Annotated in this window: 27 protein-coding genes; 18 read left to right on the top strand and 9 right to left on the bottom strand. The window is 71.6% G+C overall.

What is annotated here, in order from left to right; translation table 11 throughout:
- Positions 1-12 precede the first annotated feature (12 nt).
- On the top strand, positions 13-528 hold the full coding sequence (locus G3576_RS25330) for a cupin domain-containing protein (RefSeq protein ID WP_164697270.1): 516 nt from the start codon (positions 13-15) through the stop codon (positions 526-528).
- Positions 529-795: 267 nt separating this feature from the next.
- Here the strand turns inward: G3576_RS25330 and G3576_RS25325 are convergent, their stop codons facing one another.
- Entirely contained in the window at positions 796-1,161 is a 366-nt protein-coding gene (locus G3576_RS25325; protein WP_164697269.1) for a hypothetical protein, read from the bottom strand.
- A gap of 38 nt (positions 1,162-1,199) precedes the next feature.
- The gene (locus G3576_RS25320) at positions 1,200-1,625 is read right to left on the bottom strand and encodes a hypothetical protein (protein ID WP_164697268.1); all 426 of its coding nucleotides are present in this window, start codon (positions 1,623-1,625) and stop codon (positions 1,200-1,202) included.
- A gap of 120 nt (positions 1,626-1,745) precedes the next feature.
- On the opposite strand from G3576_RS25320, the gene G3576_RS25315 reads away from it, so the two are divergent.
- On the top strand, positions 1,746-4,073 hold the full coding sequence (locus tag G3576_RS25315) for a xanthine dehydrogenase family protein molybdopterin-binding subunit (protein WP_164697267.1): 2,328 nt from the start codon (positions 1,746-1,748) through the stop codon (positions 4,071-4,073).
- A gap of 63 nt (positions 4,074-4,136) precedes the next feature.
- Here G3576_RS25315 and G3576_RS25310 read toward each other — a convergent pair whose 3' ends face one another.
- The gene (locus G3576_RS25310; RefSeq protein WP_164697266.1) at positions 4,137-5,702 is read right to left on the bottom strand and encodes a sulfatase-like hydrolase/transferase; all 1,566 of its coding nucleotides are present in this window, start codon (positions 5,700-5,702) and stop codon (positions 4,137-4,139) included.
- A gap of 105 nt (positions 5,703-5,807) precedes the next feature.
- Between G3576_RS25310 and G3576_RS25305 the strand changes: the two genes are divergently transcribed.
- Complete coding sequence (locus tag G3576_RS25305) at positions 5,808-6,764, top strand: Bug family tripartite tricarboxylate transporter substrate binding protein (RefSeq protein WP_164697265.1); 957 nt, start codon at positions 5,808-5,810, stop codon at positions 6,762-6,764.
- 33 nt (positions 6,765-6,797) lie between these two features.
- Here G3576_RS25305 and G3576_RS25300 read toward each other — a convergent pair whose 3' ends face one another.
- The gene (locus tag G3576_RS25300) at positions 6,798-7,916 is read right to left on the bottom strand and encodes a branched-chain amino acid ABC transporter substrate-binding protein (RefSeq protein WP_164697264.1); all 1,119 of its coding nucleotides are present in this window, start codon (positions 7,914-7,916) and stop codon (positions 6,798-6,800) included.
- 148 nt (positions 7,917-8,064) lie between these two features.
- Between G3576_RS25300 and G3576_RS25295 the strand changes: the two genes are divergently transcribed.
- Entirely contained in the window at positions 8,065-8,559 is a 495-nt protein-coding gene (locus G3576_RS25295; protein ID WP_164697263.1) for a hypothetical protein, read from the top strand.
- Complete coding sequence (locus tag G3576_RS25290; RefSeq protein ID WP_164697262.1) at positions 8,559-9,026, top strand: DUF421 domain-containing protein; 468 nt, start codon at positions 8,559-8,561, stop codon at positions 9,024-9,026. Before G3576_RS25295 ends, G3576_RS25290 begins: the two co-directional genes overlap by 1 nt.
- Here G3576_RS25290 and G3576_RS25285 read toward each other — a convergent pair.
- Positions 8,986-9,294 carry a 4a-hydroxytetrahydrobiopterin dehydratase gene (locus tag G3576_RS25285; RefSeq protein WP_164697261.1) on the bottom strand — a complete coding sequence of 103 codons (309 nt, stop codon included), beginning with the start codon at positions 9,292-9,294 and terminating at the stop codon, positions 8,986-8,988. The genes G3576_RS25290 and G3576_RS25285 overlap by 41 nt on opposite strands.
- A 58-nt stretch (positions 9,295-9,352) precedes the next feature.
- Between G3576_RS25285 and G3576_RS25280 the strand changes: the two genes are divergently transcribed.
- The 9 genes from G3576_RS25280 to G3576_RS25240 all read left to right on the top strand — a co-directional run bounded on the left by G3576_RS25280 (position 9,353) and on the right by G3576_RS25240 (position 18,824).
- Positions 9,353-9,748 carry a metallopeptidase family protein gene (locus tag G3576_RS25280; RefSeq protein ID WP_164697260.1) on the top strand — a complete coding sequence of 132 codons (396 nt, stop codon included), beginning with the start codon at positions 9,353-9,355 and terminating at the stop codon, positions 9,746-9,748.
- 260 nt (positions 9,749-10,008) lie between these two features.
- Positions 10,009-11,700, top strand: a complete 1,692-nt coding sequence (gene fliF / locus G3576_RS25275; RefSeq protein ID WP_164697259.1) for a flagellar basal-body MS-ring/collar protein FliF — start codon at positions 10,009-10,011, stop codon at positions 11,698-11,700.
- Positions 11,697-12,695: a flagellar motor switch protein FliG gene (fliG, locus tag G3576_RS25270; protein ID WP_235952436.1), complete on the top strand. Its 999-nt coding sequence runs from the start codon at positions 11,697-11,699 to the stop codon at positions 12,693-12,695. Before fliF ends, fliG begins: the two co-directional genes overlap by 4 nt.
- The gene (locus G3576_RS25265; RefSeq protein ID WP_164697258.1) at positions 12,695-13,318 is read left to right on the top strand and encodes a FliH/SctL family protein; all 624 of its coding nucleotides are present in this window, start codon (positions 12,695-12,697) and stop codon (positions 13,316-13,318) included. The genes fliG and G3576_RS25265 overlap by 1 nt, the downstream gene beginning before the upstream one ends.
- The gene (fliN, locus tag G3576_RS25260; RefSeq protein ID WP_235952435.1) at positions 13,315-13,638 is read left to right on the top strand and encodes a flagellar motor switch protein FliN; all 324 of its coding nucleotides are present in this window, start codon (positions 13,315-13,317) and stop codon (positions 13,636-13,638) included. Before G3576_RS25265 ends, fliN begins: the two co-directional genes overlap by 4 nt.
- 4 nt (positions 13,639-13,642) lie before the next feature.
- Positions 13,643-15,097: a sigma-54-dependent transcriptional regulator gene (locus tag G3576_RS25255; RefSeq protein WP_164697257.1), complete on the top strand. Its 1,455-nt coding sequence runs from the start codon at positions 13,643-13,645 to the stop codon at positions 15,095-15,097.
- 3 nt (positions 15,098-15,100) lie between these two features.
- Entirely contained in the window at positions 15,101-17,179 is a 2,079-nt protein-coding gene (gene flhA / locus G3576_RS25250; RefSeq protein WP_235952434.1) for a flagellar biosynthesis protein FlhA, read from the top strand.
- Positions 17,176-18,075, top strand: a complete 900-nt coding sequence (locus tag G3576_RS25245) for a flagellar biosynthesis protein FlhF (protein WP_164697256.1) — start codon at positions 17,176-17,178, stop codon at positions 18,073-18,075. Before flhA ends, G3576_RS25245 begins: the two co-directional genes overlap by 4 nt.
- Positions 18,072-18,824, top strand: coding sequence for a nucleotide-binding protein (locus G3576_RS25240; protein ID WP_164697255.1), 753 nt, complete (start codon positions 18,072-18,074; stop codon positions 18,822-18,824). The genes G3576_RS25245 and G3576_RS25240 overlap by 4 nt, the downstream gene beginning before the upstream one ends.
- Before the next feature lie 59 nt (positions 18,825-18,883).
- On the opposite strand, the gene G3576_RS25235 is transcribed toward G3576_RS25240, so the two are convergent.
- On the bottom strand, positions 18,884-20,080 hold the full coding sequence (locus G3576_RS25235; RefSeq protein ID WP_235952433.1) for a tetratricopeptide repeat protein: 1,197 nt from the start codon (positions 20,078-20,080) through the stop codon (positions 18,884-18,886).
- 29 nt (positions 20,081-20,109) lie between these two features.
- Here G3576_RS25235 and G3576_RS25230 point away from each other — a divergent pair, with 29 nt between their 5' ends.
- From G3576_RS25230 to G3576_RS25220, 3 genes are all read left to right on the top strand, one after another.
- Positions 20,110-21,276: an OpgC family protein gene (locus tag G3576_RS25230; protein WP_164697254.1), complete on the top strand. Its 1,167-nt coding sequence runs from the start codon at positions 20,110-20,112 to the stop codon at positions 21,274-21,276.
- Positions 21,277-21,281: 5 nt separating this feature from the next.
- A complete protein-coding gene (locus G3576_RS25225; protein WP_164697253.1) occupies positions 21,282-22,067 on the top strand; it encodes an SGNH/GDSL hydrolase family protein in 786 nt (261 codons plus the stop codon).
- Between the two features lie 309 nt (positions 22,068-22,376).
- Positions 22,377-22,556 (top strand): hypothetical protein, encoded by a 180-nt coding sequence (locus G3576_RS25220; protein WP_164697180.1) that lies wholly within the window; start codon positions 22,377-22,379, stop codon positions 22,554-22,556.
- A gap of 6 nt (positions 22,557-22,562) precedes the next feature.
- Here G3576_RS25220 and G3576_RS25215 read toward each other — a convergent pair whose 3' ends face one another.
- Together G3576_RS25215 and G3576_RS25210 are read right to left on the bottom strand one after the other, a co-directional pair.
- The gene (locus G3576_RS25215) at positions 22,563-23,063 is read right to left on the bottom strand and encodes a sigma-70 family RNA polymerase sigma factor (RefSeq protein ID WP_164697252.1); all 501 of its coding nucleotides are present in this window, start codon (positions 23,061-23,063) and stop codon (positions 22,563-22,565) included.
- A gap of 118 nt (positions 23,064-23,181) precedes the next feature.
- Positions 23,182-24,852: a formate--tetrahydrofolate ligase gene (locus G3576_RS25210; protein ID WP_164697251.1), complete on the bottom strand. Its 1,671-nt coding sequence runs from the start codon at positions 24,850-24,852 to the stop codon at positions 23,182-23,184.
- Positions 24,853-24,944: 92 nt separating this feature from the next.
- Between G3576_RS25210 and G3576_RS25205 the strand changes: the two genes are divergently transcribed.
- The gene (locus G3576_RS25205; RefSeq protein ID WP_164697250.1) at positions 24,945-25,151 is read left to right on the top strand and encodes a DUF1289 domain-containing protein; all 207 of its coding nucleotides are present in this window, start codon (positions 24,945-24,947) and stop codon (positions 25,149-25,151) included.
- Between the two features lies 1 nt (position 25,152).
- On the opposite strand, the gene G3576_RS25200 is transcribed toward G3576_RS25205, so the two are convergent.
- On the bottom strand, positions 25,153-26,304 hold the full coding sequence (locus G3576_RS25200; protein WP_164697249.1) for a M24 family metallopeptidase: 1,152 nt from the start codon (positions 26,302-26,304) through the stop codon (positions 25,153-25,155).
- Between the last annotated feature and the right edge of the window lie 3 nt (positions 26,305-26,307).

Below are 26,307 nucleotides of genomic sequence, written 5' to 3'. Positions count from 1 at the left end.
AGGAACGGGAGAATGACGATGGACCAGCGCAGCCTGAGGCTGGCGGCGGAGAGCGTGGAGCCCGCGCCCTTCATGATACCGGGCGCGACCGGCGGCACCTTCCGCATCCAGATCCTCAACGAGGATGCCGGCCGCGGCGTGGTGACCAGCATCGTCCATATCCCCGCCGGCGGCGTCATCCCCGCCCATTGCCACCGCGCCGGGGCGGAAATGCACTACCTGCTGGAAGGAGACCTGACCGATGGCGGGGAGGCGCTGCCCATCGGCGGCTTCACCACCCAGGCCGCCGGCGTGGTGCATGGCCCGCATGAAAGCCGCGGCGGCGCGAAGGTGCTGACCGTGCAGTCCTGGCAATCCTCCGACGGCGATTTCGATTTCGAACCCGCCGCCGAGGCGACCGAGGCGACCCCGACCGGCGAGATGGAGGACGGCAAGCTGCCGGAAGGGCGCATGAAGAAGGTCGACCAGGGCGCGCAGGAGGAAGCGCGGGAGCAGGCCGCCACCCCGGAGGGCAAGGGCTACTCCTGACCGTTTGCGCTGGCGCCGGCCAGCAATTCGCGTTATGTTCCTGCCACCAAGGGCGGAGCCATGGCCACCCGGCCAGGGCTCCGCTTCTTATTTGAGACAGGCGCCGAGGCTGTCCCACCGCGCCGGGCACGCGGCGGGCGGACGTTGCAAGCCGCTGATATCGCGACGTTCCCGCCGAGCGGCCAGCGGCCCTGGAACACGCGAAAACGCGACTAAAGGTGCATAAATCGGCTAAACGGCTAAAGGCGCAGTATCCCTAAAACCGCCTTAGCCGGATCGCCGCTCCGCCATCCGCAGCACCGAGCAGAGGCGGGAGAAGGCGTACCAGAAGGCGCCATGCCCCAGCGCCCCCTGCCCCGGCACCGCTTCCACCCCCGTCGGCTCTCCCCGCCGCAACAGGCCGAGCCGCGCCTCGTAGCGGCCGCGCATGTTCTCGAGGAAGGCGCCGGTCGCCGCCATGTACTGCTCCAGCATCTCCGCGGCGATCTCGATCTCGGCCTGGGCGCGCCCGCTGAGCGTCAGCGCCTTCAGCGCGCGGCTGTCGGTGGCGAGCTGGATGTGCAGGCGGTGGAGGTCGGCAAGGTGCCGGGCGATGTTCTGCCGGGCCTCGCGTGCAAGGTCGGTCTCGGTCATCCCTGAAGCCTGCGCCAGCAGGGATGAAGAGTTGGTTACTATCCGCCCGTCCCCGTCTCCGCCCCCGCCAGCGCCGGGAGCGTCGCCAGCGCCTCCCCGGCCGCGGTGCGGGCGGCGGCCACGTCGCCGCCTTCCTCCCGCACCATCGCCATGGCCTCCGACACCTCCTTCACCGCGGTCTGCCAGGGCGCGCCGCGGCGGGAATCGGCGGGCAGGCGCAGCATGGCGCGCTCCACCTCGTTCAACGCCTGGCGGAGGCGCGATGTCGCGCCGCTGGCGGGGATGGTCCCCTCCTCCAGCCGCTTCAGCACGTCCCGCAGCCCTTCCTCCGCCTCGCGCAGCGTGCGCATGGCCTCGACCTGGGCGGCGGAAGCATTGCCATTGGCCGGCGGCGCCGGGGTTTGGGCCAGAGCGGGTGCCGCGCCCAGCGCGACGGCCAGGGCAAGCGCAATCGATCGGTGCATGGGGTGCACTCCTTCCGGGTCGCGAACGCCGCGCCCCCTTGGCGGGTTGCCGGCCCCCCTTTTCGATCCCCCCAAAGATCGCAGATGATGGCGGGCATAAGAGTCTGGGGAACGAGAGCCATGGCGAAGTTCGGGTTGAGCCAATCGGTGCGGCGCGTGGAGGATCCCCGCCTGCTGACGGGACGGGGCCGCTACACCGACGACATCGCCATGGAAGGGGAAGCCGTGGGCGTCGTGCTCCGCAGCCCCCATGCCCATGCGAAGATCACCAGCCTCGACACCAGCGCGGCCAAGGCCGTGCCGGGCGTGCTGGCGGTGATCACGGGCGCGGACCTGCAGGCGGCGGGCCTCGGCGAGGTGCCCTGCGTGATCCCGCTGAAGAACAAGGACGGCACGCCGCGCGCCAACACGCCGCGCCTGGCGCTGGCCACCGACACCGTCCGCCATGTCGGCGACCCCGTCGCCTTCATCGTGGCGGAATCCGCCCAGGCCGCGCGGGACGGCGCGGAAGCGGTGATGGTGGATTACGAGGTGCTGCCCGCCGCGACGGACCTCGCCACCGCCTGGGAAGCCGGCCAGCCGCAGGTCTGGGAAGGGGCGGCCAGCAACGTCGCCTTCGACTGGGAAGCCGGCGACAAGGCCAAGACGGAAGCGGCCTTCGCCCGGGCGGCGCATGTCACGCGCCTGACCGTCGTGAACAACCGCGTCGTCGTCGCCAGCATGGAAACCCGCGCCGCGGTCGCTGCCTGGGAAGGCGACAAGCTGACGCTGCACACCAACACCCAGGGCTCCTGGCTGGTGAAGAACCTGCTCGCGGGCAATGTCTTCAAGATCCCGCCGGAGAATGTCCGCGTCATCACCCCCGATGTCGGCGGCGGCTTCGGCATGAAGCTCTACCTCTATGCCGAGCACGTCCTCGTCGCCTTCGCGGCGAAGCAGGTCGGCCGCCCCGTGAAGTGGACCAGCGAACGGTCGGAGGCCTTCCAGTCCGACACCCATGGCCGCGACAACATCACGCTGGGTGAGCTGGCGACCGACGCCGACGGCAAGTTCCTGGCGCTGCGCACGCGCAACTACGCCAATATGGGCGCCTACCTCTCCACCTTCGCGCCCTTCATCCCGACCGGCGCCGGCACCAAGGTGCTGGCCAGCGTCTATGGGTTCGAGGCGATCTACGCCAACGTCATCGGCGTGCTGACCAACACCGTCCCCGTCGATGCCTATCGCGGCGCGGGCCGGCCGGAGAGCAACTACCTGGTCGAGCGCCTGATCGACGCCGCGGCGCGCGAGTTGAAGATCGACCGCATCGAGCTTCGCCGCCGCAACATGGTGACGCAGGCCGCGATGCCCTTCGTCTCCGCCATGGGCCAGCGCTACGACAGCGGCGATTTCCTCCAGTTGATGGACAGCGCGCTCGCCAAGATCGACTGGGCGGGCTTCCCGGCGCGGCGGGCGGAGGCGGAGAAGCAGGGCAAGCGCCGCGGCATCGGCCTCGCCTATTACCTGGAAGCCACCGGCGGTGGCCCCACGGAGAACGCCAAGGTCGTCTTCGCGGAGGATGGCTACGTCGATGTCTATGTCGGCACGCAATCCACCGGCCAGGGCCATGAGACCGCCTATGCCATGCTCACCCAGCACGAACTTGGCGTGCCACTCGAGAAAATCCGGGTGAAGCAGGGCGACAGCGAGACGCTGCCCGAGGGCGGCGGCACCGGCGGCGCCCGCAGCCTCTACTCCGAAGGCCAGGCCATCCTCGTCACCACCGCGAGCGTGATCGAGAAGGGCAAGCAGGCCGCGGCGGAGCATCTGGAAACCTCCGTCGCCGACATCGAATTCACGCCGGCCGCCGGCCGCTTCGACGTGGCAGGCACGGACAAGGGCGTCGGCATCCTGGAACTCGCCGCCATCCAGCGGAAGCGGGTCGCGGCGGGGCAGTCCACCCTGCTGCTCGACGCCATGGAGACGGCCAAGATCGAGGCCCACACCTTCCCGAATGGCTGCCACGTGGCGGAGGTCGAGGTGGACCCCGAGACGGGCATCGTCTCCGTCCCCCGCTACATCGTGGTGGACGATGTGGGCCATGCGCTGAATCCGCTGATCGTGCGCGGCCAGGTGCATGGCGGCGTGGCGCAGGGCCTGGGCCAGGCGCTGCATGAGCGCACGGCCTATGACAATGGCAGCGGCCAGCTGCTCTCGGCCTCCTTCATGGACTATGCGCTGCCGCGGGCCGACGATCTGCCGGACATCGACGTGGACCTGATCGAGGTGACCTGCGAGACCAATCCGCTCGGCGTGAAGGGCGCGGGCGAGGCCGGTGCCGTGGGCTCCCCGCCGGCGGCGATGAATGCGCTGGTCGATGCGCTCACGCCGGTCGGCATCACCCACATGGACATGCCCGCCACGCCCGAGACGGTGTGGAAGGCGATCCAGGCCGCCAAGGCCGCCTGAGACGGTCCAGGGGCGTCTCGCCCCTGGCGGTAGGGGTCCGGGGAAGGCAGCGCCTTCCCCGGTTCACCACTCCCCGTAGAACACGCCTGCCGCCTTGTGCCGATCCGTGCGCAACTCGGCCTCCGCCCAGCTCAGCGTCGTGCGGCGCTTCAGCCGCGTGAACCAGGCGAGCAGCTTCTCCCGCGCCGCCTCCCGCACCCCCTCAAGCGCCGGATCGGCGCCGAGGTCGTGGAACTCCTCCGGATCCGCCTGAAGGTCGAAGAGCTGTGGCCGGTGCCCGCTGGTCCAGTGCACATACTTCCAGCGCGCATCCCGCAGCATCCAGGCATGGTGCTGCCCGGTCGGGTGGCCGAGGCGCCGGCGCGCGCCCCTGAAGGTCCAGTCCAGTTCGCTCACCACCGCATCCCGCCACGGCGGCGTAGCGCCGCGCGTCAGCGGCAGCAGGGACCGGCCCTCCACGACGTGTTCGGATGCCGGCAGGCCGAGCGCGTCGAGGATGGTCGGCACCACGTCGATCGCCTCCACGAAGCGGTCATCGACGGTGCCGCGCGTGGCGTTCGCCTCGGGCGAAGGGTCGTAGAGTAGGAAGGGAATGCGCTGCACGCAGTCATGGAACAGCTCCTTCTCGCCGAGCCAGTGGTCGCCGAGATAGTCACCATGGTCGGAGCAGAAGACGACCATCGTGTCGCGCCAGCGCCCGAGCCGCTCCATCGCCTCCCACACCCGCCCGAGATGGTCGTCGAGCTGCGTGATGAGGCCCTGATAGGCGGGCCGCACCGTCGCGATGCAGTCATCGATCTGGAAGCTTTCGCTCACCTCCTCCTTCTGCCATTCCCGCAGCATCGGATGCGCACCCTCCCCGCGCTCGGCGGGATGGCGGGAGACGGGGAGGCATTGGTTCGGCGAATACATGGCGTGGTAGGGCGCGGGCGCGATGTAGGGCCAGTGCGGCTTCACATAGGACAGGTGCAGCACCCAGGGATCATCGCCCTGGCGGTCCATGAAGCCGATGGCCTGGTCGGTGGTGTAGGCGGTCTCGCTATGCTCCTCCCGCACCCGGGCGGGCAGCCGGGCGTTGCGCATCTTCCAGCCGCTGCGGACCTTTCCTTCCTCATCCTCGACGGCGATCACGTAGTCCGTCCAGGGATCGGCGCTGTCATAGCCCTTCGATCGCAACCAATGGGCATAGGCGCTGTCGGGCTCGGCATGGTGGCCGTCATGGCGATCGACCAGCGTGAACCATCCCTCCTTCAGCAGCGCCGCCAGATCGTGCTGGCCATCCAGCTGCAGGCGCTTCATGCCATGCGCATCCGGCAGCACATGCGTCTTGCCCGCCAGCGCCAGGGTCCGCCCGGCCTCCCGCAGATGCCAGCCCAGCGTCACCTCTCCGATGGAAAGCGGCACGCGGTTATGCGTGGCGCCATGGGAGGAGACGTAGCGGCCGGTGTAGTAGGACATGCGGGAGGGTCCGCAGATACCGGACTGCACATAGGCCTGGGAGAACCGCACGCCCCGCGCCGCCAGCGCATCGAGGTTCGGCGTGCGGAGGAAGGGATGCCCCGCGCAGCCGAGATGGTCCCAGCGCAGCTGGTCCACCATGATGAAGAGCACGTTGCGGATGGCGGTCATGCGGCGCGTTTCCTCCGGTCGTCGCCGCGCATCCTGCCCCCTTCCCCGCTTGCGCGGGAGGGCCCGGCCACGGCCTGATGCAGGGCAAGAGGGAGGATCACCACCATGCCAGGACGCCGCGACCTGCTCGCCACCGCCGCCGGTCTGCTCGCAGCGCGCCATGCGGCGGCGCAAACGGATCCCACGCGCATCATCGTCAACTTCACGCCCGGCGGGTCGCTCGATGGCACCGCGCGCATCCTGGCCGACCATGCGATGCGGGAGGGGCGCGGGACCGTCGTGGTGGAGAACCGCCCCGGCGCCGGCGGCAATATCGGCGCGGCCGCGGTGGCGCGTGCCAGGCCGGATGGCAGGACGCTGCTCGCCGCGCTCGACACCGCGCTGACGGTCAACCCGCATCTCTTCCGCGACATGGGATTCGACCCGCTGCGGGACCTGGTGCCGGTCGCGCATCTCGGCAGCTTCCAGCTGGTGCTGCTGGTCCATCCCGGGCACCCCGCGACCGACCTGCGATCCTTCCTGGAGGGTGCGCGGCGAAGCCCGGCCTTCTACGCCTCCGGCAGCGTCGGATCGCCCGGGCACCTGGCCATGGAGCATCTGCGCCAATCCGCGGGGCTGCCGGCGGCGGCGCTGGAACATGTGCCCCAGCGCGGCAATCCGGAGGCGCTGACGGCGATCGTCTCCGGCACCGTGCCGGCGGGGTTCCTGGCCATCGGCGGCGGGCCCGACCTGGTGCGGAGCGGCCGGCTCCGCGCGCTGGCCGTCTCCGGCGCCGAACGCGCGGCGGTGCTGCCGGAGGTGCCGACGGTGGCGGAAAGCGGCTTCCCGGGCTTCGAGGTGCGCGTGGCGAATTTGCTGCTGGCGCCGCGCGGCACGCCGGAGACGGTGCTGGCGGAATGGGCCGCGGCGGCCCAGGGCGCGATGGCGAGCGACGCCGCGCGGGCCCGCCTGCCGGGCTGGGGGATCGATCCCTGGCCGGGCGGCGACCTGCCCGGCCTGCTCGCCGCCACCCATGCCCGCTGGGGCCGGGTGGTGCGGGATGCGGGCATGCGGCTGGAATAGGCGCGGCGCCCTGCGGCGCCGCGCCTGGCCGCCTCACATCTCGGCGTAGCTGCCGTTGCGCCAGACGTAGAAGACGTAGTCCGGCACCGTGACATCGCCCTTGCCGTCGAAGGAGATGTCGCCCAGCACCGTCTGCCACGGGCCGCCCGACTTCAGGAGCGCGGCGATGCGGCGCGGATCCGTGCCGTTGCTGCGCGCCGCCGCCGCCGCCCAGATCTGCAGCGCGGCATAGGTGTAGAGGACATAGCCCTCCGGATCGATGTTCTTGGCCCGGAAGGCCTGGACGACGGAGGCCGCCGTCGGGCGCTTGCGCGGGTCGCTGCTGAAGGTCATCAGCGTGCCTTCGCCCGCCGCGCCGGTGATCTGCCAGAACTCGTTGGTCACCAGCGCATCGCCGCCGATCAGCGTGATGTTCAGCCCCCGCTCCTTCGCCTGGCGCAGGATCAGGCCGGATTCGGTGTGGTAGCCACCGACATAGACCACCTGGACGTTCGCCTGCTGCAGGCGGGAGACGATGGCGGAATAGTCGCGCTCCCCGGGCGTATAGGCGCTGAAGAGGGCTTCGGTGACGCCGGCGCCGTTCAGCGCCTTCTTCGTCTCCTCCGCCAGGCCGCGGCCATAGGCGGAGTTGTCGTGCAGGATGGCGATGCGCTGGCTGCGCATGTTCTGCGCGATGTAGCGGCCCGCCACCTGGCCCTGCTGGTCGTCGCGGCCGCAGACGCGGAAGGTGTTCCAGCCGCCCTCATCCGTGTAGCGCGGGTTGGTGGAGGCGGGGCTGATCTGCAGCACGCCTTCCTCCGCATAGACCTTGCTGGCGGGGATGGAACTGCCGGAGCAGAAATGCCCCGCCACCAGCGCCACGCGGCGCGATGCCAGCTGGTTGGCGACGGAGACGGCCTGGCGCGGGTCGCAGGCATCGTCGCCGACTTCCAGCGCCAGCTGCCGGCCGAGCACGCCGCCGGCGGCATTGAGGTCCGCCACCGCCTGCTCGGCACCGGCGCGCATCTGGCCGCCGAAGGCCGCGTATTGCCCGGTCATCGGCCCCGCCGTCGCGATGCGGATCGGGCCCGACTGGGCGAGGGCGCCGCCGGCCCCGGCGAAAAGCGACGGCGCGGCCAGCGCGCCACCCAGCATCGTCCTGCGCTTCAGCATCCGAATCTCTCCCTCACGGCGCCGGCTTTCCTGGCGCGATGATACAACCTAGGCGAGCCACGCCGATGAAGGCCAGCATCCTTCGCGAGCGGGGGCAACCCGGGCGGCGCAGGGGCGTTGCGGGCGCGTATCGGCGAAGGGGCGTGGGATGCGCGATGCCGAGGGCTGGCCGCCCGACCTGCGGCGCATGGAAGGCGACATGCCCTTCCAGCGGCGGGTCTGGCGTGTCCAGCGCCTCGCCTGGGCAGGGATGATCGTGGTGGTCGCCGCCGCGCTGGCCGGCGCCTTCGGCGGCGGCGGGCCGCTCGCGCAGGGACGGCAGCAGGAAGGCGGCGCGACCGTCGAATGGGCGCGCATCCAGCGTCTCGGCGCCGTGGCGCCGATCCGCGTCACCCTGCCACCCGGCGATGGTGCCCTGCGCCTCTCGCCGGATTTTCTCGAATCATGGCGGCTGCGGGAGATGACGCCGCCGCCGCTCGGCGTGCAGGCCGGGCCCGACGGCTACCGCCTGCTGCCCGCCGGCACGGATCAGGGCAGCATCATGGTGCTGGAGGCGGAGGCGACCGGCTGGCCGGGCCCCCGCCGCCTGCGGCTGCGCGCCGCGGGGCAGGATTTCGACCTGCCCGTGCTGGTCTGGCCCTGATGGAAAGCGTGCTGCGCGCCGCCGCGCTCTACCTGGTGCTGCTGCTGATGTTCCGCGTGACCGGCCGGCGCAGCCTGCGGGAGACGACGCCCTTCGACCTCGTCCTGCTGCTGGTGGTGGGGGAGGCTACGCAGCAGGCGCTGCTGGGCGAGGATTTCTCCATGGTGAATGCGCTGGTCGTGATCGCGACGCTGCTCGCCATCGATGTCGGCTTCTCCCTGCTGAAGCAGCGCAGCGCGGCGGCGGAACGGCTGCTGGATGGCGTGCCGACCATCCTGGTGGCGGAGGGCAAGCCGATCGAGGACCGGCTGGCCCGGGCACGCGTGGATCTGGGCGACATCCTGCAGGCCGCGCGTGAGCGCCAGGGCATCACGACGCTCGCGGAAATCCGCTGGGCGGTGCTGGAGGCGGATGGGATGATCACCATCATCCCGCAGCGGCCGGAGGCGCCACCAGCGCATCGATAGCCCGCGCCAGCCGCACGTCCCGGTCCGACAGCCCGCCGGCGTCATGCGTCGTCAGCAGGATCTCCACGCGGTTCCACACATTGCTCCATTCGGGGTGGTGGTCCTGCTGCTCCGCCAGCAGGGCGACCCGGGCCATGAAGCCCCAGGCCTCGCTGAAGTCGCGGAAGCGGAAGCGCCGCGTGATGGCGTCCCGCCCCTCCGCCATGGCCCAGGCGGGGAGGTCGGCGGCAAGGGTCGCGCGGGCTTCGGGGGCAAGGGGCTGGACCATGGCGGGGCTTCTCCGGTTCGGTGCTTGACGCGGGGCGACGGGCGGGCTGCAAGGCGGCATGACCCGATTCAGCCATCCGCCGACCCTGGACGACATCGTGGAGATGGCGGAGCAGGCGTTTTCCGCCATCCCCAAGGAGCTGCGCGACCTCGTCCGCGGCGCCGCCATCGTGGTGGAGGAAGTGGCGGATGAGGAGACGGCGCAGGAGCTCGGCTTCGAGAGCCCCTGGGCGCTGACCGGCCTCTACCGCGGCACGCCGATGACGCAGAAGAGCGTCTTCGACGCGCCGACGGAGCCCGACACCATCACCCTCTACCGGGAGCCGATCCTGCTGGAATGGGTGGAGACCGGGGAGGATCTGTTCCGCCTGGTCCGCAATGTGCTGATCCATGAGATCGCGCATCATTTCGGCTTCTCCGACGACGATATCGACCGGCTGGAAAGCGGGGACTGACCGTTCCGGGCGCAAATCCTAAGCGCTTGCGCCGCCGCGATTTTCCGCCTTTCTGCCGATCACCCCCGCCGCATTAACCGCGCCGTTACCCGCTACCCGGCAGAACCTGCCCAGCCGATGTCGTCGGATCGAGCCGGCCGACTGGGTCGGCATGGGCCGGCCGACTGGGTCGGCATGGGGAATGGCAGGATGTCTCGCAGGGGTTCGGGTGCAGGATGCGCCGGGCCAGGCTTCACGGCCCGGCATGACGAGCGTGGCGCATGGGGGGGCTGATCGAGCAGCTCCGCGGCCTGGGCGCCATGCGCCTGGCCGCCATGGCGGGCGTCGGCATCGCGGTGCTCGGCCTGGTCGCTTGGCTGGCGCTGCGCGCGGCGGAACCGCCGATGTCCCTGCTCTACGGGGACCTCGACCCGCGTGACGCCGGGCAGGTGGTGCAGGCGCTGGACCGCGCGCGCATCCCCTATCGCCTGGCAGCCGGCGGCGCGCAGGTGCTGGTGCCGGAAGCCGATGTGCCGCGCGTGCGGCTGATGCTGGCGCGCGATGGCCTGCCGGCCGGCGGGTCCGTCGGCTACGAGATCTTCGACCGCGGCGAGAGCCTGACCACCACGCCCTTCCAGCAGGACATCAACCGCGTCCGCGCCCTGGAAGGCGAATTGTCCCGCACCATCCGCGGCCTGTCCGGCGTGCGCACCGCGCGCGTGCACCTGGTGCTGCCGCGGCGGGAGCCCTTCTCGCGCGAAAGGCCGGAGGCGCAGGCCAGCGTCGTCATCGCCATGCAGGGCGCGCAGCGGCTGGACCGCGAGGGCGTCCAGGCGGTGCTCCACCTCGTCGCCGCCGCCGTGCCGGGCCTGCGGCCGCAGAACGTCTCCATCGTGGACAGCCGGGGCGAATTGATGGCCCGCGGCGGGCAGGCGCTGTCCGGCCCCGCCGCCGCGCAGACTGGGGAGGAGTTGCGCCGCGCCGCGGAACAGCGCCTGGCCCGCGGGGTGGAGGACCTGCTGGAACGCACCCTCGGCCCCGGCCGCGTGCGGGCGGAAGCCTCGGTCGAGATGGATTTCGACCGCGTGCAGACCACCGAGGAACGCTTCGACCCCGAGAACCAGGTGCCCCGCAGCACGCAATCCACCAGCGAGAGCAGCCGCAGCGGCGAACAGGGCAACGTCTCCGTCGCCAACCAGCTGCCGGGCGCGGAAGCCCAGGCCGGCGGCAGCCAGACGCAATCCTCGCGCTCCGAGGAGACGACGAATTTCGAGATCGGGCGCACCACGCGCAACACGCTGCGCGAACAGCCCGCGCTGCGCCGCCTCTCCGTCGCCGTGCTGGTGGATGGGGTGTGGGAGCCGCAGGCGAATGGCCCGCCGCAGTTCCGGGAGCGCTCGGCGGAGGAGTTGCAGCGCATCGCCTCCCTGGTGCGATCCGCCGTCGGCTTCAACGAACAGCGCGGCGACCGCGTGGATGTGGTGAACCTGCGCTTCGCGGAACCGCCGCCGCTGGATGCAGGGCCGGACGGCTTCACCATCCTCGGCCAGACCATCCCGCCGGCGCTGCTGGGAAGGCTGACGGAAACCGCCATCCTGGCGCTGGTGGCGCTGGCCGCGATCCTGCTGGTCGGGCGCCCGATGGCGACGCGGCTGACGGTGGCGTTGATGCCGCAGACCGCGCTGGCGGGCGCCGGGGCGGGAGAGGCGGGGGCGACGGTGATCGGCCCCGATGGCAACCCCGTGGCGCTGCCCGCCGGCGCCGCGGCCACCGCCCCGGATGGCACGCCGCTGCTGCCCGGCCAGGCGGCCGCGCCGGGCGAGCCCGATGCGGATGGCATGGTCGACCTCGCGCGCGTGGAGGGGCAGATGAAGGCCTCCGCCCTCGCCGCGCTGGCGCAGCTGATCGAACAGAACCCTGATGCCAGCGTGCAGGTGATCCGCCGCTGGCTGGCGCCGGAGGATGCGACATGAGCGGGGGCATGACCGGGCCGCAGAAGGCCGCGACGCTGATGCTGGCGCTGGGGGAGGAGCAGGCCGCCAAGATCTTCGGCCGGCTGCATGAGGATGAGATCCGCGACCTCTCTCTCGCCATGGCCGCGCTCGGCAATGTGGAGGCCGAGATGGTGGAGGAGGTGGTGCGGCAGTTCCGCACCCAGCTCGGCCAGGCCGGGCACCTCGTCGGTTCCTACGAAAGCACCGAACGCCTGCTGCTGAAGACGCTGCCGAAGGAGCGCGTCATGCAGATCATGGAGGAGATCCGCGGCCCCGCCGGCCGCACCATGTGGGACAAGCTGGGCAACGTGAACGAGGCGGTGCTCGCGAACTACCTGAAGAACGAATACCCGCAGACCGTCTCCGTCGTGCTGTCCAAGGTCCGGCCCGACCATGCGGCGCGCGTGCTGGCGCTGCTGCCGGAAGGCTTCGCCATGGAAGTGGTGATGCGCATGCTGCGCATGGAAACGGTGCAGAAGGAGGCGCTGGAAGGCGTCGAGCGCACGCTGCGCATGGAGTTCATGTCGAACCTCGCCCGCGGGTCGCGGCGGGATGCGCATGAGGTCATGGCCGAGATCTTCAACAACCTCGACCGCGCGGCGGAAGGCCGCATCCTGGCGGCGCTGGAGGAGCGGTCGCGCGAGAGTGCGGAGAAGATCCGCGCGCTGATGTTCACCTTCGACGACCTGCAGCGCCTGGATACGCAGGGCGTGCAGGCGCTGCTGCGCGCCGTGCCGAAGGACAAGCTGACGCTGGCGCTGAAGGGCGCGTCGGAGACGCTGCGCGACCTGTTCTTCCGCAACCTGTCCGAACGCGCCTCCAAGCTGCTGAAGGACGACCTGGCCGCGCTCGGCCCCGTCAAGCTGCGCGACGTGGACGAGGCGCAGGCGACGATCGTCGCCATGGCGAAGGACCTGGCGGCGCAGGGCCAGATCCAGATCGCCGATGGGCGCGATGACGAGATGGTGGCCTGATGCTCGCCCTTCGCCTGCCGGACCTCTCGAAGCCGCCGCCTCCGCCGCCGGCCCCGCCCCCGCCACCACCGCCCGATCCCGCGCTGCTGGAGGCAATCCGGGCGGAGGCGGAGGAGGCCGGCCGCGCCATCGGCCATGCGGAGGGGCTGGCGGAAGGCCGCGCCCTGCAGGCCGCGGCGCAGGAAGCCGCGATCCAGCGCGCGCTGGAAGCGATGGCCCGGGCGATGGATGGCGCCGCGGAGGCCGGCCGGCAGGTCGCGGAGGAGTCGGCGACGGCGCTGGCCCGCACGCTGACGCACATCCTCGACCAGCTGCTGCCCGGCGCCGTGGAACGGGCGGGGCCGGACATCGTGGCCCATGTGCTGGTGCCGCTGCTGCCCGCCATCGCGGACCGGCCGGAGGCGGTGCTGCATGTGGCGCCTGCGCTGGTGGAGGCGATCGCCGCGCGGATGCCGCAGGGCGGTCCGGCGGTGGTGGGCGACCCGGCGGTGCCGCCGGGCGATGCGCGGCTGGCCTGGCGGGATGGCGCGCTGCAGCTGGACCTCGCGAAGCGTCGTGCCGCGGTGGTGGATGCGCTGCGTGCCGCGGGAATCTGGAGCGATGAAGAGGGAGAGAGCGCATGAGCGCCGATGATGGGTTCGAGGCCGTGCCGGCGACCGAGGCGCAGCAGACCGCTTCCGCGCCCACCGGGCCGCGTGACCTGGACGCGGTCTACGACATCCCGGTGCAGGTCAGCGCCGTGCTGGGTCGGGCCACGATGCAGGTCTCCCAGCTTCTCAAGCTCGGCCGCGGCGCGGTGGTGGAGCTGGACCGCAAGCTGGGCGAGGCCGTCGACATCTACGTCAACAACCGCCTGGTCGCGCGTGGCGAGGTGGTGATGGTGGAGGATAACCGCCTGGGCGTGACGATGACCGAAATCGTCAAATCCGACCGGGGCGGCTGAGGCCATGGCGCGCCTGCTGATCGTGGGCTCCCTTGAAGGGGAGCTCGGTTCCGCCGCCCGCGTCGCGATCGCGCGCGGCGCCAAGCTTGGCCACGCCGAGGGCGTCGCGGCCGGGCTGGAGCGGCTGCGGGCCGAGGGTGCCGACCTCGCGCTCGTCGATCTGCGGCATGACGTGGCGTGGCTTGTCCAGGCCATGGCGGCGGAGCGCATCGCCTGCCCCGTCGTCGCCTGCGGCCGCGCCGAGGATGGCGATGCGGCGGTGCGCGCGATCGAGGCCGGCGCGCGGGACTTCCTGCCGCTGCCGCCGGATGCGGACCTCATCATCGCCATGCTGCAGGCCGCCGGCGCGGCGCCGTCACGGGAAGGGCCGATCGCGCGCGACCCCGCCATGACCATGCTGCTGGCCCGTGCGGCGCAGGTGGCGCGGGCGGAGGCTTCCGTGCTGCTGACGGGCGAATCCGGCACGGGGAAGGAGGTGCTGGCGCGGCACCTGCACGCGACCTCGAAGCGCGCGCGCGGCCCCTTCGTCGCACTGAACTGCGCCGCGTTGCCGGAGACGCTGCTGGAGAGCGAGCTGTTCGGCCATGAGAAGGGCGCCTTCAGCGGCGCCGTCGCGACGCGCAAGGGCAAGTTCGAACAGGCCGATGGCGGCACGCTGCTGCTTGACGAGATCGGGGAGATGGACCCGCGGCTCCAGGCCAAGATTCTACGAGTCATCCAGGAAAGGGAGGTGGATCGCCTGGGCGGCGGTGCGCCGATCAAAGTCGACGTGCGGTTGCTGGCGGCCACCCATCGTGACCTGGCGCAGGAAGTGGCGCGCGGGCGGTTCAGGGAGGACCTCTATTTCCGCCTCAACGTCATCGCGCTGCGCATCCCGCCGCTGCGTGAACGCCCGGCCGACATCCTGCCGCTCGCCGAGCATTTCGCCCTGCACTACGCCCGCGCCAACGGCCTGCCGGAACGGGGGTTGTCGCTGGTGGCGCGCCAGGCGCTGCTCTCCCATGCCTGGCCCGGCAATGTGCGGGAGCTGGAGAACACCATCCACCGCGCCGTGCTGCTGGCGGAGGGGCATGAGATCGGACCCGAGGCGGTGGAGCTGACGCCGCGCGCCGTGCTGACGGAGACGGAGGCGGTGGCCACGCTGCAGGCCGCGCCGGCCGTTGCGTCGGGCCCAGCCACGGCGCCGGCGAACCGCGTCGCCGCGCTGGTCGGGCGGAAGATGGAGGAGGTGGAGCGCGACCTGATCCTGGAGACGCTGTCCCACTGCCTCGGCAACCGCACGCGGGCGGCGGAGATCCTCGGCATCTCCATCCGCACGCTGCGCAACAAGCTGCAGGACTATCGGGCGGCCGGGCTTCCGGTGCCGCCGGCACCGGGGCAGATGGCACCACCGGCACCGGGCCAGATGGCGCCACCGGCGCCGGGGCAGATGACGCCCACGCTGCCGGTCGCGGTCTGACCCTTGGCCAGCATCACACTGCCATCCTGGCTGGCACGGGCGCGACCTTCGGGCGACGTCGCGCTGGGCCTCGGCGTCGTCATGCTGGTGGCGGTGCTGGTGGTGCCGCTGCCGACCTGGCTGCTGGATTCCGGGCTCGCCATCTCCATCACCGCCTCCGTCCTGGTGCTGATGGTGTCGCTGTTCATGCAGCGGCCGCTGGACTTCACCAGCTTCCCGACCGTGCTGCTGCTGACGACGCTGCTGCGCCTGTCGCTGAACGTCGCGACCACGCGCGCCATCCTGACCCAGGGGCATGAGGGTCCGCAGGCCGCGGGGCATGTCGTCTCCGCCTTCGGCGGCTTCCTCATGGGCGGCGACGTCATCGTCGGCCTGATCGTCTTCGCCATCCTGCTGGTGGTGAACTTCGTCGTCGTCACCAAGGGTTCCGGCCGCATCGCGGAAGTGGCGGCGCGCTTCAGCCTGGATGCGATGCCGGGCAAGCAGATGGCGATCGATGCCGACCTCTCCGCCGGCGTGATCACGGAGGAACAGGCGAGGCTCCGGCGGCGGGAGCTGGAGGAGGAAAGCGGCTTCTACGGCGCCATGGATGGTGCCGCGAAATTCGTCCGCGGCGACGCCATCGCGGGCCTCATCACGACGGCGATCAACCTGCTGGCCGGCATCGCCATCGGCACGCTGCGCCAGGGCATGGCCTTCGGGGAGGCGGTGTCCACCTTCTCCATCCTGACCGTCGGCGATGGGCTGGTCGGGCAGATCCCGTCGCTGCTCGTCTCGATCGCGGCGGGCATCGTCGTCACCAAGGGTGGCGTGCAGGGGCGCGCCGACCAGGCGCTGGCGCTGCAGCTCGGCGGCGCCAAGCCGATGGCGATGGCGGCTGGCGCGGCGGTGCTGATGGCGCTGATGCCGGGCATGCCGGCGATCCCCTTCCTCGCTCTGGCCGGCGCCGCGGCCTGGGGGGCGAGGGCGCAGTGGGAGGCCGAGCGTGCCGCCGCCGCGCGGGCCAATGCGCCGCCGCCCCCGCCCGGGGAGCCGCCCGCGAGCGACGCGCTGAAGATGGATTTGCTGCGCCTCGAACTGGGCTATGGGCTGCTGTCGCTGGCGGCCGGGGATGCACCGCGGCTGTCGGAGCAGATCCGCACGCTCCGCAAGACCACGGCGCAGGAACTCGGCTTCGTGCTGCCCAGCGTCCGCATCCAGGACAATCTCCAGCTGCCGCCCGATACCTATGTGATCCGGGTGAAGGAGATCGAGGCCGGGCGCGGCGCGCTGAAGCCGCCGCTGCATCTCGCGATCGATCCCTCCGGCAACCCGCCCGCCCTGCCCGGCGAACGCGTGCAGGAGCCGACCTTCGGCCTGCCCGCCGCCTGGATCGAGGAAGTGCGGCGGGAGGAGGCGCTGGCCATGGGCTGCACGGTGGTGGATGCCGCCGGCGTGCTGGCCACGCATCTGACCGAGGTGACGCGGGAGAACATGCCGGAGCTGCTCTCCTTCTCCGAGACGCAGAAGCTGATCGACGAGCTGGCGGTGGAGCACAAGCGCCTGGTCTCCGACCTGATCCCCGGCCAGGCGAGCCTTGGCACTGTGCAGCGGGTGCTGCAGGCGCTGCTGGCGGAGCGTGTCTCCATCCGCGACCTGCCGACGATCCTGGAGGGGATGCAGGAAGCGGTGGCAAGCGGGGCGCGCAGCCTCGGCCCCATGCTCGCCATGGTGCGCACGCGGCTCGCGCGCCAGATCAGCGACGCGGCGCGCGGGCCCAACGGCTACATCCCGATCATCGCGCTGGCGAATGAATGGGAGCTGGCTTTCCAGGAGGCGCTGATCGGCCCCGGTGAGGAAAAGCAGCTCGCCATGGCGCCGTCGAAGCTTTCCGCCTTCATGGGCGCGCTGCGCAGCGCCTTCGATGCGGCGAGCAATGCGGGCGAACCCGCGGTGCTGGTCTGCTCCGGCACCATCCGCGCCCATGTCCGCGCGGTGGTGGAACGCTTCCGCCCCGCCACCAGCGTGCTGGCGCATACCGAGATCCATGCCCGCGCGCGCATCCGCACCGTCGGCACGGTGCAGGCCACGGTGGCGGCATGAGGCTGCGCGTGATCCGCGCCGCGCGGATGTCGGATGCCATGGCGCAGCTGCGCGCGGAGATGGGGGAGGATGCGGTCCTGCTCTCCACCCGGCGGGTGAATGGCGGGGTGGAGATCACCGCGGCGCAGGAACAGGATGACGAGCCGCTGGTGATCCCGCCGGAAGCGGCGGCGCCATCCCGCGCCATTCCGGCGGAGCTGGCGCGCCACAACGTGCCGGCGGAGCTCGCGGCGCGGCTGTCTGAAGGGCGGCTCCCGGCTGCGCTGGGGCAGGTGCTGTCCTTCCTGCCGCTGCCGCAGGACGGCACGCCGCTGCTGCTGGTGGGGCCGCCGGGCGCGGGCAAGACGCTCAGCGTGGCCAAGCTGGCGACGCGGCTGGTCATGGCGGGCACGGCGCCGCTGCTGGTGACGGCGGATGGCAGGCGGGCCGGCGCCACCGAACAGATCGCCGCCTATGCGCGGGTGCTGGGCCTGCCGCTGGCGGTGGCGAGTGGCCCGGCGGCGCTGGGCAAGGCGCTGGGGCGGCGGGCGCAGGGCCAGGCGGCGCTGGTGGACATGCCGGGCTGCGATCCCTTCAGCCCGGCCTCCGCCCGTGCCCTGGCGGCGCTGCTGGCAGCCGCGCAGGGCACGCCCGTGCTGGTGCTGCCCGCCGGGATGGATGCGGAGGAAGCGGCGGAAACCGCCCATGCCTTCCGGCTGTTGGGCTGCCGCTACCTGCTGCCCACGCGGCTCGATGCCGCGCGGCGGCTGGGCGGCGTGCTGGCCGCGGCGGCGGCGGGGCTGGCGCTGACGGAAGCCGGCATCGGCCAGGATGCGTTGGGCGGGCTGGAGAGGCTGACGCCAGAAGGACTTGCCGGGCGCCTGGCGGCGCCGGCCAACAGGGAGAATGCGCCATGAGTGCGGCGCTGGCGGCCGGGCCCGGTCGCGTCATCGCCATCGCCTCGGGCAAGGGTGGCGTCGGCAAGACCTGGCTCGCGATCACGCTCGCCCAGGCCCTGGCCCAGGCGGGGCGCCGGGTGGTGCTGATGGATGCCGATCTGGGCCTGGCGAATGTGGACGTGCAACTCGGCCTGAAGGCGGGGTCTGACCTCGGTCACGTCGTCGCGGGCGCGGCGCCGGAACAGGCGGCGATCCCGCTGCCCGCCGGCTTGCACCTGCTGCCCGGCCGGTCGGGCACCGGCGCGCTGGCCGGGCTGGCGGGCGCCGCGCTGGATGCCGCCATCGCCCTGCCGCGCCGCCTGGCGGCAGGCTGGCAGGAGGTGGTGGTGGATATCGGCGCGGGGGTGGAGGCGCCGCAGCGCCGCCTGGCCGCCACGGCCGACCTGCTGCTGGTGGTGGCGACCGAGGAACCGACGAGCCTGACCGATGCCTATGCCGTGCTGAAGCTGCATGCGCAGGATGCGCCGGGGGGCGATGCGCGGCTGGTGGTGAACCTGGCCGGCAGCGCGGCCTCCGGCCAGGCCACCCATGCGACGCTCGACGCCGCCGCGCGGCGCTTCCTCGGGCGGCCGCTGCCGCTGGCGGGCATCATCCGGCGGGATGCGAAGGTGCCGGATTCGATCCGCCACCAGACACCGCTGCTGACGCGCCATCCCGGCAGCGCGGCGGCGAAGGACGTGGCGGCGCTGGCGCGGGGGCTGGGTTAGAGCATTTTCAAGTCGGGCGGAAACGCCCGACGACTCGGAAAATGCGTGAAAACAAGTTGCTAGACCCGGCGCAGCACGAAGAGCACGCCCGCCACCGGCACGCCCTTCTCCTCCCGCAGCGCCGTCTCCTCCCGCGCCAGGAGCGTCAGCCCCCCGGCGCGGGCCAGGGCCTCGACATGCGCGGGGTCGTGGCGGTAGCGAAGGCCGTTGCCGAGCGCGTAGGGCGCGTCCGCCCCCTTCTCGATGCTGAAGGCGGCCAGGCCGCCCGGGCGCAGCGCGGCGGCGATCGCGGTGAGCGCGGGGGCCAGGTCCCCGAGGTAGTTCAGCACATCCGCCGCCGCCACCAGGTCGAACCCGCCGCGGCGCGTCGGCAGCCAGGCGAGCAGGTCGGCCTCATGCAGCGCATCGTAGATGCCGCGCTTCGCGGCTTCCGCCAGCATGCGGGGCGAGAGGTCCAGCCCCTCCAGCCGCGTCGCCATGGGCTTGAGCGGCAGGCCCGACAGGCCCGTGCCGCAGCCGAGGTCGAGCACCCGGCCCGTGGCGAAGCCCGCGCGTGCCACCAGCGCGGCCAGCAGCGCCGGCGTGCGGTAGCCGAGCCGCCCTTGCAGATCCTCGTCGAAGCGCGGCGCATAGAGGTCGAAGAGGTCCCGCACATAGGCGGCCGGCGCACGGTCCGGCGCCGCTTCCGCCCCCAGCGCCGCCAGCAGGAAGCGGGCCTGGTCGGCCAGCGAAGGATCGAGGCCGGGAATGGCGAGGGCGCGACGGGCGGCCTCCGCCGCGCCATCCTGCCCGACCTCGCGCAGCGCATGGGCGAGCGCGATCCAGGGTTCCGGCGTCGCGGGGGCCAGGGTGGTGGCACGGCGCAGCGGCTCGATCGCGGCGGCCGCATCGCCCAGCGCGCAGAGCACCTGGCCGAGGTTGCGCAGCGCCATCGGATCGGCGGGCCGGATGGCGAGTGCGGCGCGCAACGCCTGCGCCGCCTCCTCCAGCCGCCCGGCCTCCGCCAGCGTGCCGCCACGATTGGCCAGGAAGACGGGGCTGCCCGGGTTGCGGGCGACGGCCTCCGCGGAGAGGGATAGGGCCGTGGCGATGTCGCCGCGCTGGCGCGCCGCGACGCCGAGCAGGTTCAGGGCGTTGGCATCCTGCGGCCGCAGCTTGAGGACACGGCGATACAGCCGCTCCGCCATCGCGATCTCGCCGCGGGCGTGGCGCGCGGCGCCCTCGCGCAGCAGGTCATCGGCCGACGCTTGCGCCAAGGCCCCGTCCCCCGCGATGCTGTGCCGGCATGCTCAACTCCATCCACGCGCTCGTGCGGCCTGGCCGGGACCTTCGGGTGGATTTCATCCGCGGCCTGGCGCTCTGGTTCATCTTCATTGACCACACGCCGGGCAATCTGCTTGGCCAGATGACATTGCGCAACGTGGCCTTCTGCGACGCGACCGAGGGGTTCGTCCTGCTGGCGGGATATGCCGCCGGCATCGCCTATGGCCGGCTGATGGAGCGGGAGGGCTGGGCGCATGCCGCGGCGCGGGTCGCGGGCCGCGTCGGCACGCTCTATGTCGCGCACATCTTCCTCTTCGTCGTCTTCACCGCCCAGGTCGGCTATTCCGCCGCCGCGCTGGACCAGGCGGCCTACCTCGATGAGCTGCAGCTGGACCCCTTCGGGCAGGAACCCTACCGGGCCATGCTGGAGGCGCTGCTGCTGCGCTACCAGCCGGCCTTCCTCGACATCCTGCCGCTCTACATCGTCGTGCTGGCGATGTTCGCGGTGGCGCTGCCGCTGATCAACCGGCCGGGCTGGCTGCTCGGCGGTTCCATCGCGCTCTACGCCGCGGCGCGGCTGCTGGATTGGGAACCGCCGTCCTGGACAGGGTCGGCCTGGTTCTTCAACCCGCTCGCCTGGCAGCTGCTGTTCGCCATCGGCGTCGTCATGGGCCGGACGGATCCGCAGGCCCTGGCGCGGCGCTTTCCCTGGAGCCGCTGGCTGGCCGCCCTCGCGGTGCTGCTGCTGCTGGCCGCCGCGGTGACGCTGAACCTGACCTGGCATGGCCCGGCGCGGGGGTGGGAGCCGCCGGAATGGCTGGCTTCCTGGCTGGCGGGCGTGGACAAGACCGGGCTGCACCCCGTGCGCGTCGCCTCCGTGCTGGTCATGGCGTGGCTGGTGGCGCATTGGCTGCCGGCGGGCGCGCGCTGGCTGAACGGGCCGCCGGCGGCGCCCTTCGTTCTGATGGGGCAGCAGGGGCTGGCCGTGTTCTGCGCCGGCATCTTCCTGTCCTTCCTCGGCCGGATCGCGCTGGAACTGGCTTCCGGCGGCTGGGTGCAGGCCGCGGTGAACCTGGCGGGGCTGGCGGCGCTGGTGGCCGTCGCGGTCGTCTCCGCCTGGTATGGCGGAGAGGGCAAGCGGCGCAGGGCGCCCGCCTTGCCCGCCACGCCCCAGGCGGCTACGCCTTGAGCCCCATGGCCCGCCTGCGAGACACGCTGCGGCCGGCACTCGTCCTGGCCGCGTTGCTCCTGCCACCGGGCCTCGCCCGGGCGGAGCCGGCCGGCTGTTCGGCGCCGCCCGAAGCGATGGAGGCAGCCCCCCTCCCCGGTTCCGTGGCCGCCCTGTCCCGCGGCGCGCTGCGGGTGATGGTGGTGGGCAGCGCCTCCACCCATGGGGGCGGCACCTCCGGCCCCGCCGCCACCTGGCCCGAACGGCTCGACAAGGTGTTGGGCGCGCATGTGGCGCCGGCCACGGTCCAGGTCTCCGTCTTCGGCGGGCGAGGCACCACCGCCGCCGACCATGCGCGCATCATCGCGGAGGAAGCGCCGCGGCTGCGCCCGCACCTGATCATCTGGCAGCTCGGCACCGTGGAAGCCGCGCGCGGCCTGTCGCCGGATGAGATGGTGGAGGCGGTGCAGGACAGCGTGGCCAGGCTGCGCGCCAGCCGGGGGGAGCGCACCGACGTGGTGCTGGTGGATCCCCAGTTCAGCCGCTTCTTCCGCGCCAATGCGGATGTGGAGACCTATCGGGACCGGCTGCGCCTGGCCGCCGCGGCGTCCGGCGCGCAGCTTTTCAGCCGCTGGACCATCATGAGGCATTGGGCGGAGACGGAGCGGCTGGACCTGGAACGCGCGCCGCGCGCCAGCCGCACCGCCGTGGCGGACCAGTTGCATGACTGCCTGGCGCGGGCCCTGACGCAGTTCATCCTGCAGGGGACGCTCCGCGGGGCACGGGACAGGGCGGGCGGCGAGCGCCCCTAGGTCGAAAGACCATGGCGGCGATCAACCCGATACGATATGCTATCGCGTCAATGGCGACTGCCCTGCACCCGCCTGCGCTACGCCGCTACGCCGGGGCTGCCACACGCAGCCGGGCGCCGGATGACGCTGCGATGGCGGAGGGGCTGTCCGCGAGCAGCGTCGGGGATCGGCCAGCGACGGTGCACGATCTGATCGATGCGGCAGGGCTGGCCCAGGGGCCGGCACCGAGGGGACGTCATGGCTGGGCGGGCTAAGGGCGTTCCGAAGCGCGAAGGGGAACCCGCTGCTGGCCCAGGCGCTTCCAGCACCATGAGCGCCCATCTCCATTCCTCCGTTGCGTCTCCGCCGCCGGCGACCGCCATGGCGGATACCGATGCGGCTTTCGACCGCTGGCTGCGGCAGGAATTGTCGCGCCTCTATGATTCGGCCCTGTCGGAGCCGGTCCCGCCGGAGTTGCTTCGTCTGCTCGAGGACAAGGGCGAACAATAGCCCCGCCTATTCGAGAGCCTCCCGCAGCGCGTCCCGCGCGCGGGAGAGGCGAGAACGCACGGTGCCGACGGGAATGCGCAGAACGGCCGCTGCCGCGGCGTAGTCCATGCCCTCCACCACCACGAGCCACAGCGCCTCTCGCTGCACCGGTGGCAGGCGGTGGAAGGCTGCCGCCACGTCGTTCATCGCATGCCGCTCCTCCTGCCCCCCCGAAACCGGAATGGACTGCCCGGCCTCATCATCCAGCGGCGAGAAGCGGCGAAGGCGGCGCAGCTCCGCATTGCGGGCGTTGCGAAGGATGACGAAGAGCCAGGCGCGCAGGTTGGTGCCTGGCGTGAATTGCTGCCGCGCGCCGATGGCGCGCAGCACGGTTTCCTGCACCAGATCGTCCGCCGCCTCGGCCGGCCGGATGAGGACGCGGGCAAAACGGCGCAGCCGCGGGATCTCCGCCGCTACGGCGGCAGCGAAGGCGTCAACTTCCCTCCGATACTCCTGTTGTCCAGCCACGCGGCGTTCCAGTCTGGTTGGTCCGCGGCATGAACGCCGAATGACGGCCCGGAGACGACCAACGGATGCGTGCGCTTGAACAACGTTTTGTCACCGCAAATCGAATCAACGCGTAACGTCAGAAGAGACCGTCTATTCTGCCGTCGGAGTCGAGGCCGATCGTCTCCGCGGCCGGGCGGCGCGGCAGGCCGGGCATGGTCATGATCTCCCCGCAGACGGCAACGACGAAGCCGGCGCCAGCGGAAAGACGGACGTCGCGCACAGGCAGCACATGGCCCGTCGGCGCGCCGAGCGCTGTGGGATCGGCGCTGAAGGAATACTGCGTCTTCGCCACGCAGACCGGGAGGTGACCGAAGCCTTCCTGCTCCCACCGAGAAAGTTTCTGTATTACGGGGGCCGGGAAGGAGACGTCGGCAGCGCGATAGACCTCCTTCGCAATGGTGCGAAGCTTGTCCGCCAGCGGCATCGCGTCGGGGTAGAGCGGCTGGAAGCGCGCGGCGCCGGAGGCGATGCGCGCCTGCACCGCCCGCGCCAGATCCTGCGCGCCCGCCGCGCCATCACCCCAATGCGTGCAGAGGATGGCCTGGGTGTCGAGCCGCGCCATCGCCGCGCGGATCGCCTCCACCTCCGCCGGCGTATCGCTGGTGAAACGGTTGAGTGCGACGACGACAGGCACGCCGAACTTGTGGACGTTCTCCACGTGACGCGCGAGGTTCACGACCCCGCGCTCCACCGCCACGACATCCTCCCGCCCCAGATCGGACTTCGCCACGCCGCCATGCATCTTGAGTGCGCGCACGGTGGCGACGATGACGCAGCAGGCGGGGTTGAGGCCGGCCATGCGCGCCTTGATGTCGAAGAACTTCTCGGCGCCGAGGTCGGCGCCGAAGCCGGCTTCCGTGACGACGACGTCGGAGAGGCCAAGGCCGAGCCGCGTCGCGACCAGGCTGTTGCAGCCATGCGCGATGTTGGCGAAGGGCCCACCATGCACCAGGGCGGGGGAGCCCTCGATCGTCTGCACCAGGTTCGGTGACAACGCATCGCGCAGCAGCGCGGCCATGGCGCCGTCCGCCTTCACGTCCCGCGCCGTCACCGCCGTCCCGTCGCGGCGGCGGCCCACGATCATGCGGCCCAGGCGTTCCTGCAGATCCTGCAGGTCCCGCGCCAGGCAGAAGACGGCCATCACCTCGGACGCCACGGTGATGTCGAAGCCATCCTCCCGCACCACGCCCTGGCTCGCGCCGCCCATGCCGACGACGCAATCGCGCAGGTTGCGGTCGTTCATGTCCATCGCGCGGCGCCAGGTGACACGGCGCGGGTCGAGGCCGAGCTCGTTCCCCCAATAGAGGTGGTTGTCCACCATGGCGGAAAGCAGGTTGTTGGCGCTGGTGATGGCGTGGAAGTCGCCGGTGAAATGGAGATTGATGTCCTCCATCGGCAGCACCTGCGCATAGCCGCCGCCCGTCGCGCCGCCCTTCACCCCGAAGCAGGGGCCGAGCGAGGGCTCCCGCAGGCAGATCATGGTGCGGGTGCCGAGACTGTTCAGCGCGTCGCCGAGGCCGACCGTCGTCGTCGTCTTGCCCTCCCCGGCCGGCGTCGGGCTGATGCCGGTGACGAGGACGAGGGCGCCGGGCGGGCGGGCCGAGGCTTCGGCGACGAAGGCCGTGCCGATCTTCGCCTTGTACTTGCCATAGGGTTCCAGCGCGTCATCCGGGATGCCGGCGCGGGCCGCGATCTCCTGGATCGGGCGGAGCGTCGCCTTGCGGGCGATCTCGAGGTCGGTGGCCATGGCCTGGCGATTCCCCCTGGGTGTTGGCGGCACGCGCCTCATGACGCGAGTGTGGATTGGCGGCAAGACGGGACGGGGCCATCTGGGACGCCATGTCCAGCCCCTGCATCGATGTCTGCCGCCATGACGAGGAAACCGGCTTCTGCCTGGGCTGCGGGATGACCCGCAAGGACCGCAAGCACTGGAAGCGGGAGAAGGAAAGGCGGCCGGAGATCCGTGCCGCCCTGCCCGGCCGCCTCTCCCTGCTGGCGGCCGCGGGCAACCCCGTGGGCGAGGCGGCGCGGAAGAAGCGGAAATAGGCTAGCGGTCCACCACCAGCAGGTCCTGGAAGCCGGCTGTCAGGCGTTCGCCGCCGCCGGGGCGGGCGACCACCACATCCTCCGTCCGCGCGCTGAAGCTGGTGGGCTGCAGGATGCTGGGCTCCACCGTGAACATCATGCCCTCCCGCAGCACCGTCGTGTCGCCCTTGGTCAGGAAGGGAGGTTCATGCACGTCCCAGCCGATGCCATGGCCCAGGCGATGGCGGAAATTGGGGCCATAGCCCGCATCCTCGATCACCTTGCGGGCGATGGCATCCACCTGCTCGCAGGTCGCCTCCCCCACCTTCAGGGCGGCAATGCCGGCGCGCTGCGCCTCGATCACCAGCGAATGGACCTTGATCTGCTCGGCGGAGGGTTCGCCGAAATGCACGGTGCGGCCGTAATCGTAGCAGAGCCCGCCATGGGAGGCGCCGAAGTCGAACAGCACGGAGACCGGGCTCTCGATCTTCCGCTTCCAGGAATCGAGCCGTCGCCCCAGCATCAGCGGGTGGTTCGGACCGCTGTTGTAGAGCGTCGTCGTGAAGGTGGGGCCGAGGCTGTCCTGCCGCTTCATCTGGTAGTCGATCTCGGCGACCACATCGAGCTCGGTCATGCCGAAGCGGAGTTTCGGCAGCATCTCGGCGAAGGCCGCTTCCGTGCGGCGCCCGGCCTCCCGCATCAGCGCGATCTCCTCATCCGACTTGATGAGGCGGAGTTCGCGGAGGAGGGCGGTGGCGGAGCAGAAGACGGCATCGGGCAGCAGCTGCTGGATATGCACGACGCTGTCGGCATGGGCGCGGTCGCTGACCGCGATGCGCGGGCGCGCGGGCAGCTTAAACCGGGCGATCAGTTCCCGCACCAGGGCGGCCGGGTCGTCCCAGTCGCCCAGCACGCGGAGTTCCGTGCCGGGCGGCGCGCCGCGGCCGCCGAACTCCGCCGTCATGCGCGGCAGGGCGAGCACCGGCGGATGGCCCGGGGCGACCCAGGCGCCTTCCAGCCAGTCGCCGGGATGCAGCGTCACGCCATACTTCGGAATGTCGCGGGCGATGCCGAAGAGGTAGTGGAGGTCGGTGCTCAGCGGGATGAAGGCGAGGTCCGCGCGGCCCCCCAGCAACTCCTGGAAGGCCGGCACGCGGTCAGCGGCGACAGGCATGCG

The sequence above is a fragment of the Falsiroseomonas algicola genome (assembly GCF_011040385.1).
In the GTDB taxonomy this organism is placed as follows: Bacteria; Pseudomonadota; Alphaproteobacteria; order Acetobacterales; family Acetobacteraceae; genus Falsiroseomonas; species Falsiroseomonas algicola.
This window is presented reverse-complemented; position numbering and strand designations above follow the sequence as displayed.

What these genes read in the sequence shown, in the direction of transcription:
- G3576_RS25330 (WP_164697270.1), top strand. Translation starts at nt 13, where the DNA reads ATGACGATGGACCAGCGCAGCCTGAGGCTGGCGGCGGAGAGCGTGGAG.
- G3576_RS25325 (WP_164697269.1), bottom strand. Translation starts at nt 1,161, where the DNA reads ATGACCGAGACCGACCTTGCACGCGAGGCCCGGCAGAACATCGCCCGG.
- G3576_RS25320 (WP_164697268.1), bottom strand. Translation starts at nt 1,625, where the DNA reads ATGCACCGATCGATTGCGCTTGCCCTGGCCGTCGCGCTGGGCGCGGCA.
- G3576_RS25315 (WP_164697267.1), top strand. Translation starts at nt 1,746, where the DNA reads ATGGCGAAGTTCGGGTTGAGCCAATCGGTGCGGCGCGTGGAGGATCCC.
- G3576_RS25310 (WP_164697266.1), bottom strand. Translation starts at nt 5,702, where the DNA reads ATGACCGCCATCCGCAACGTGCTCTTCATCATGGTGGACCAGCTGCGC.
- G3576_RS25305 (WP_164697265.1), top strand. Translation starts at nt 5,808, where the DNA reads ATGCCAGGACGCCGCGACCTGCTCGCCACCGCCGCCGGTCTGCTCGCA.
- G3576_RS25300 (WP_164697264.1), bottom strand. Translation starts at nt 7,916, where the DNA reads ATGCTGAAGCGCAGGACGATGCTGGGTGGCGCGCTGGCCGCGCCGTCG.
- G3576_RS25295 (WP_164697263.1), top strand. Translation starts at nt 8,065, where the DNA reads ATGCGCGATGCCGAGGGCTGGCCGCCCGACCTGCGGCGCATGGAAGGC.
- G3576_RS25290 (WP_164697262.1), top strand. Translation starts at nt 8,559, where the DNA reads ATGGAAAGCGTGCTGCGCGCCGCCGCGCTCTACCTGGTGCTGCTGCTG.
- G3576_RS25285 (WP_164697261.1), bottom strand. Translation starts at nt 9,294, where the DNA reads ATGGTCCAGCCCCTTGCCCCCGAAGCCCGCGCGACCCTTGCCGCCGAC.
- G3576_RS25280 (WP_164697260.1), top strand. Translation starts at nt 9,353, where the DNA reads ATGACCCGATTCAGCCATCCGCCGACCCTGGACGACATCGTGGAGATG.
- fliF (WP_164697259.1), top strand. Translation starts at nt 10,009, where the DNA reads ATGGGGGGGCTGATCGAGCAGCTCCGCGGCCTGGGCGCCATGCGCCTG.
- fliG (WP_235952436.1), top strand. Translation starts at nt 11,697, where the DNA reads ATGAGCGGGGGCATGACCGGGCCGCAGAAGGCCGCGACGCTGATGCTG.
- G3576_RS25265 (WP_164697258.1), top strand. Translation starts at nt 12,695, where the DNA reads ATGCTCGCCCTTCGCCTGCCGGACCTCTCGAAGCCGCCGCCTCCGCCG.
- fliN (WP_235952435.1), top strand. Translation starts at nt 13,315, where the DNA reads ATGAGCGCCGATGATGGGTTCGAGGCCGTGCCGGCGACCGAGGCGCAG.
- G3576_RS25255 (WP_164697257.1), top strand. Translation starts at nt 13,643, where the DNA reads ATGGCGCGCCTGCTGATCGTGGGCTCCCTTGAAGGGGAGCTCGGTTCC.
- G3576_RS25245 (WP_164697256.1), top strand. Translation starts at nt 17,176, where the DNA reads ATGAGGCTGCGCGTGATCCGCGCCGCGCGGATGTCGGATGCCATGGCG.
- G3576_RS25240 (WP_164697255.1), top strand. Translation starts at nt 18,072, where the DNA reads ATGAGTGCGGCGCTGGCGGCCGGGCCCGGTCGCGTCATCGCCATCGCC.
- G3576_RS25230 (WP_164697254.1), top strand. Translation starts at nt 20,110, where the DNA reads ATGCTCAACTCCATCCACGCGCTCGTGCGGCCTGGCCGGGACCTTCGG.
- G3576_RS25225 (WP_164697253.1), top strand. Translation starts at nt 21,282, where the DNA reads ATGGCCCGCCTGCGAGACACGCTGCGGCCGGCACTCGTCCTGGCCGCG.
- G3576_RS25220 (WP_164697180.1), top strand. Translation starts at nt 22,377, where the DNA reads ATGAGCGCCCATCTCCATTCCTCCGTTGCGTCTCCGCCGCCGGCGACC.
- G3576_RS25210 (WP_164697251.1), bottom strand. Translation starts at nt 24,852, where the DNA reads ATGGCCACCGACCTCGAGATCGCCCGCAAGGCGACGCTCCGCCCGATC.
- G3576_RS25205 (WP_164697250.1), top strand. Translation starts at nt 24,945, where the DNA reads ATGTCCAGCCCCTGCATCGATGTCTGCCGCCATGACGAGGAAACCGGC.
- G3576_RS25200 (WP_164697249.1), bottom strand. Translation starts at nt 26,304, where the DNA reads ATGCCTGTCGCCGCTGACCGCGTGCCGGCCTTCCAGGAGTTGCTGGGG.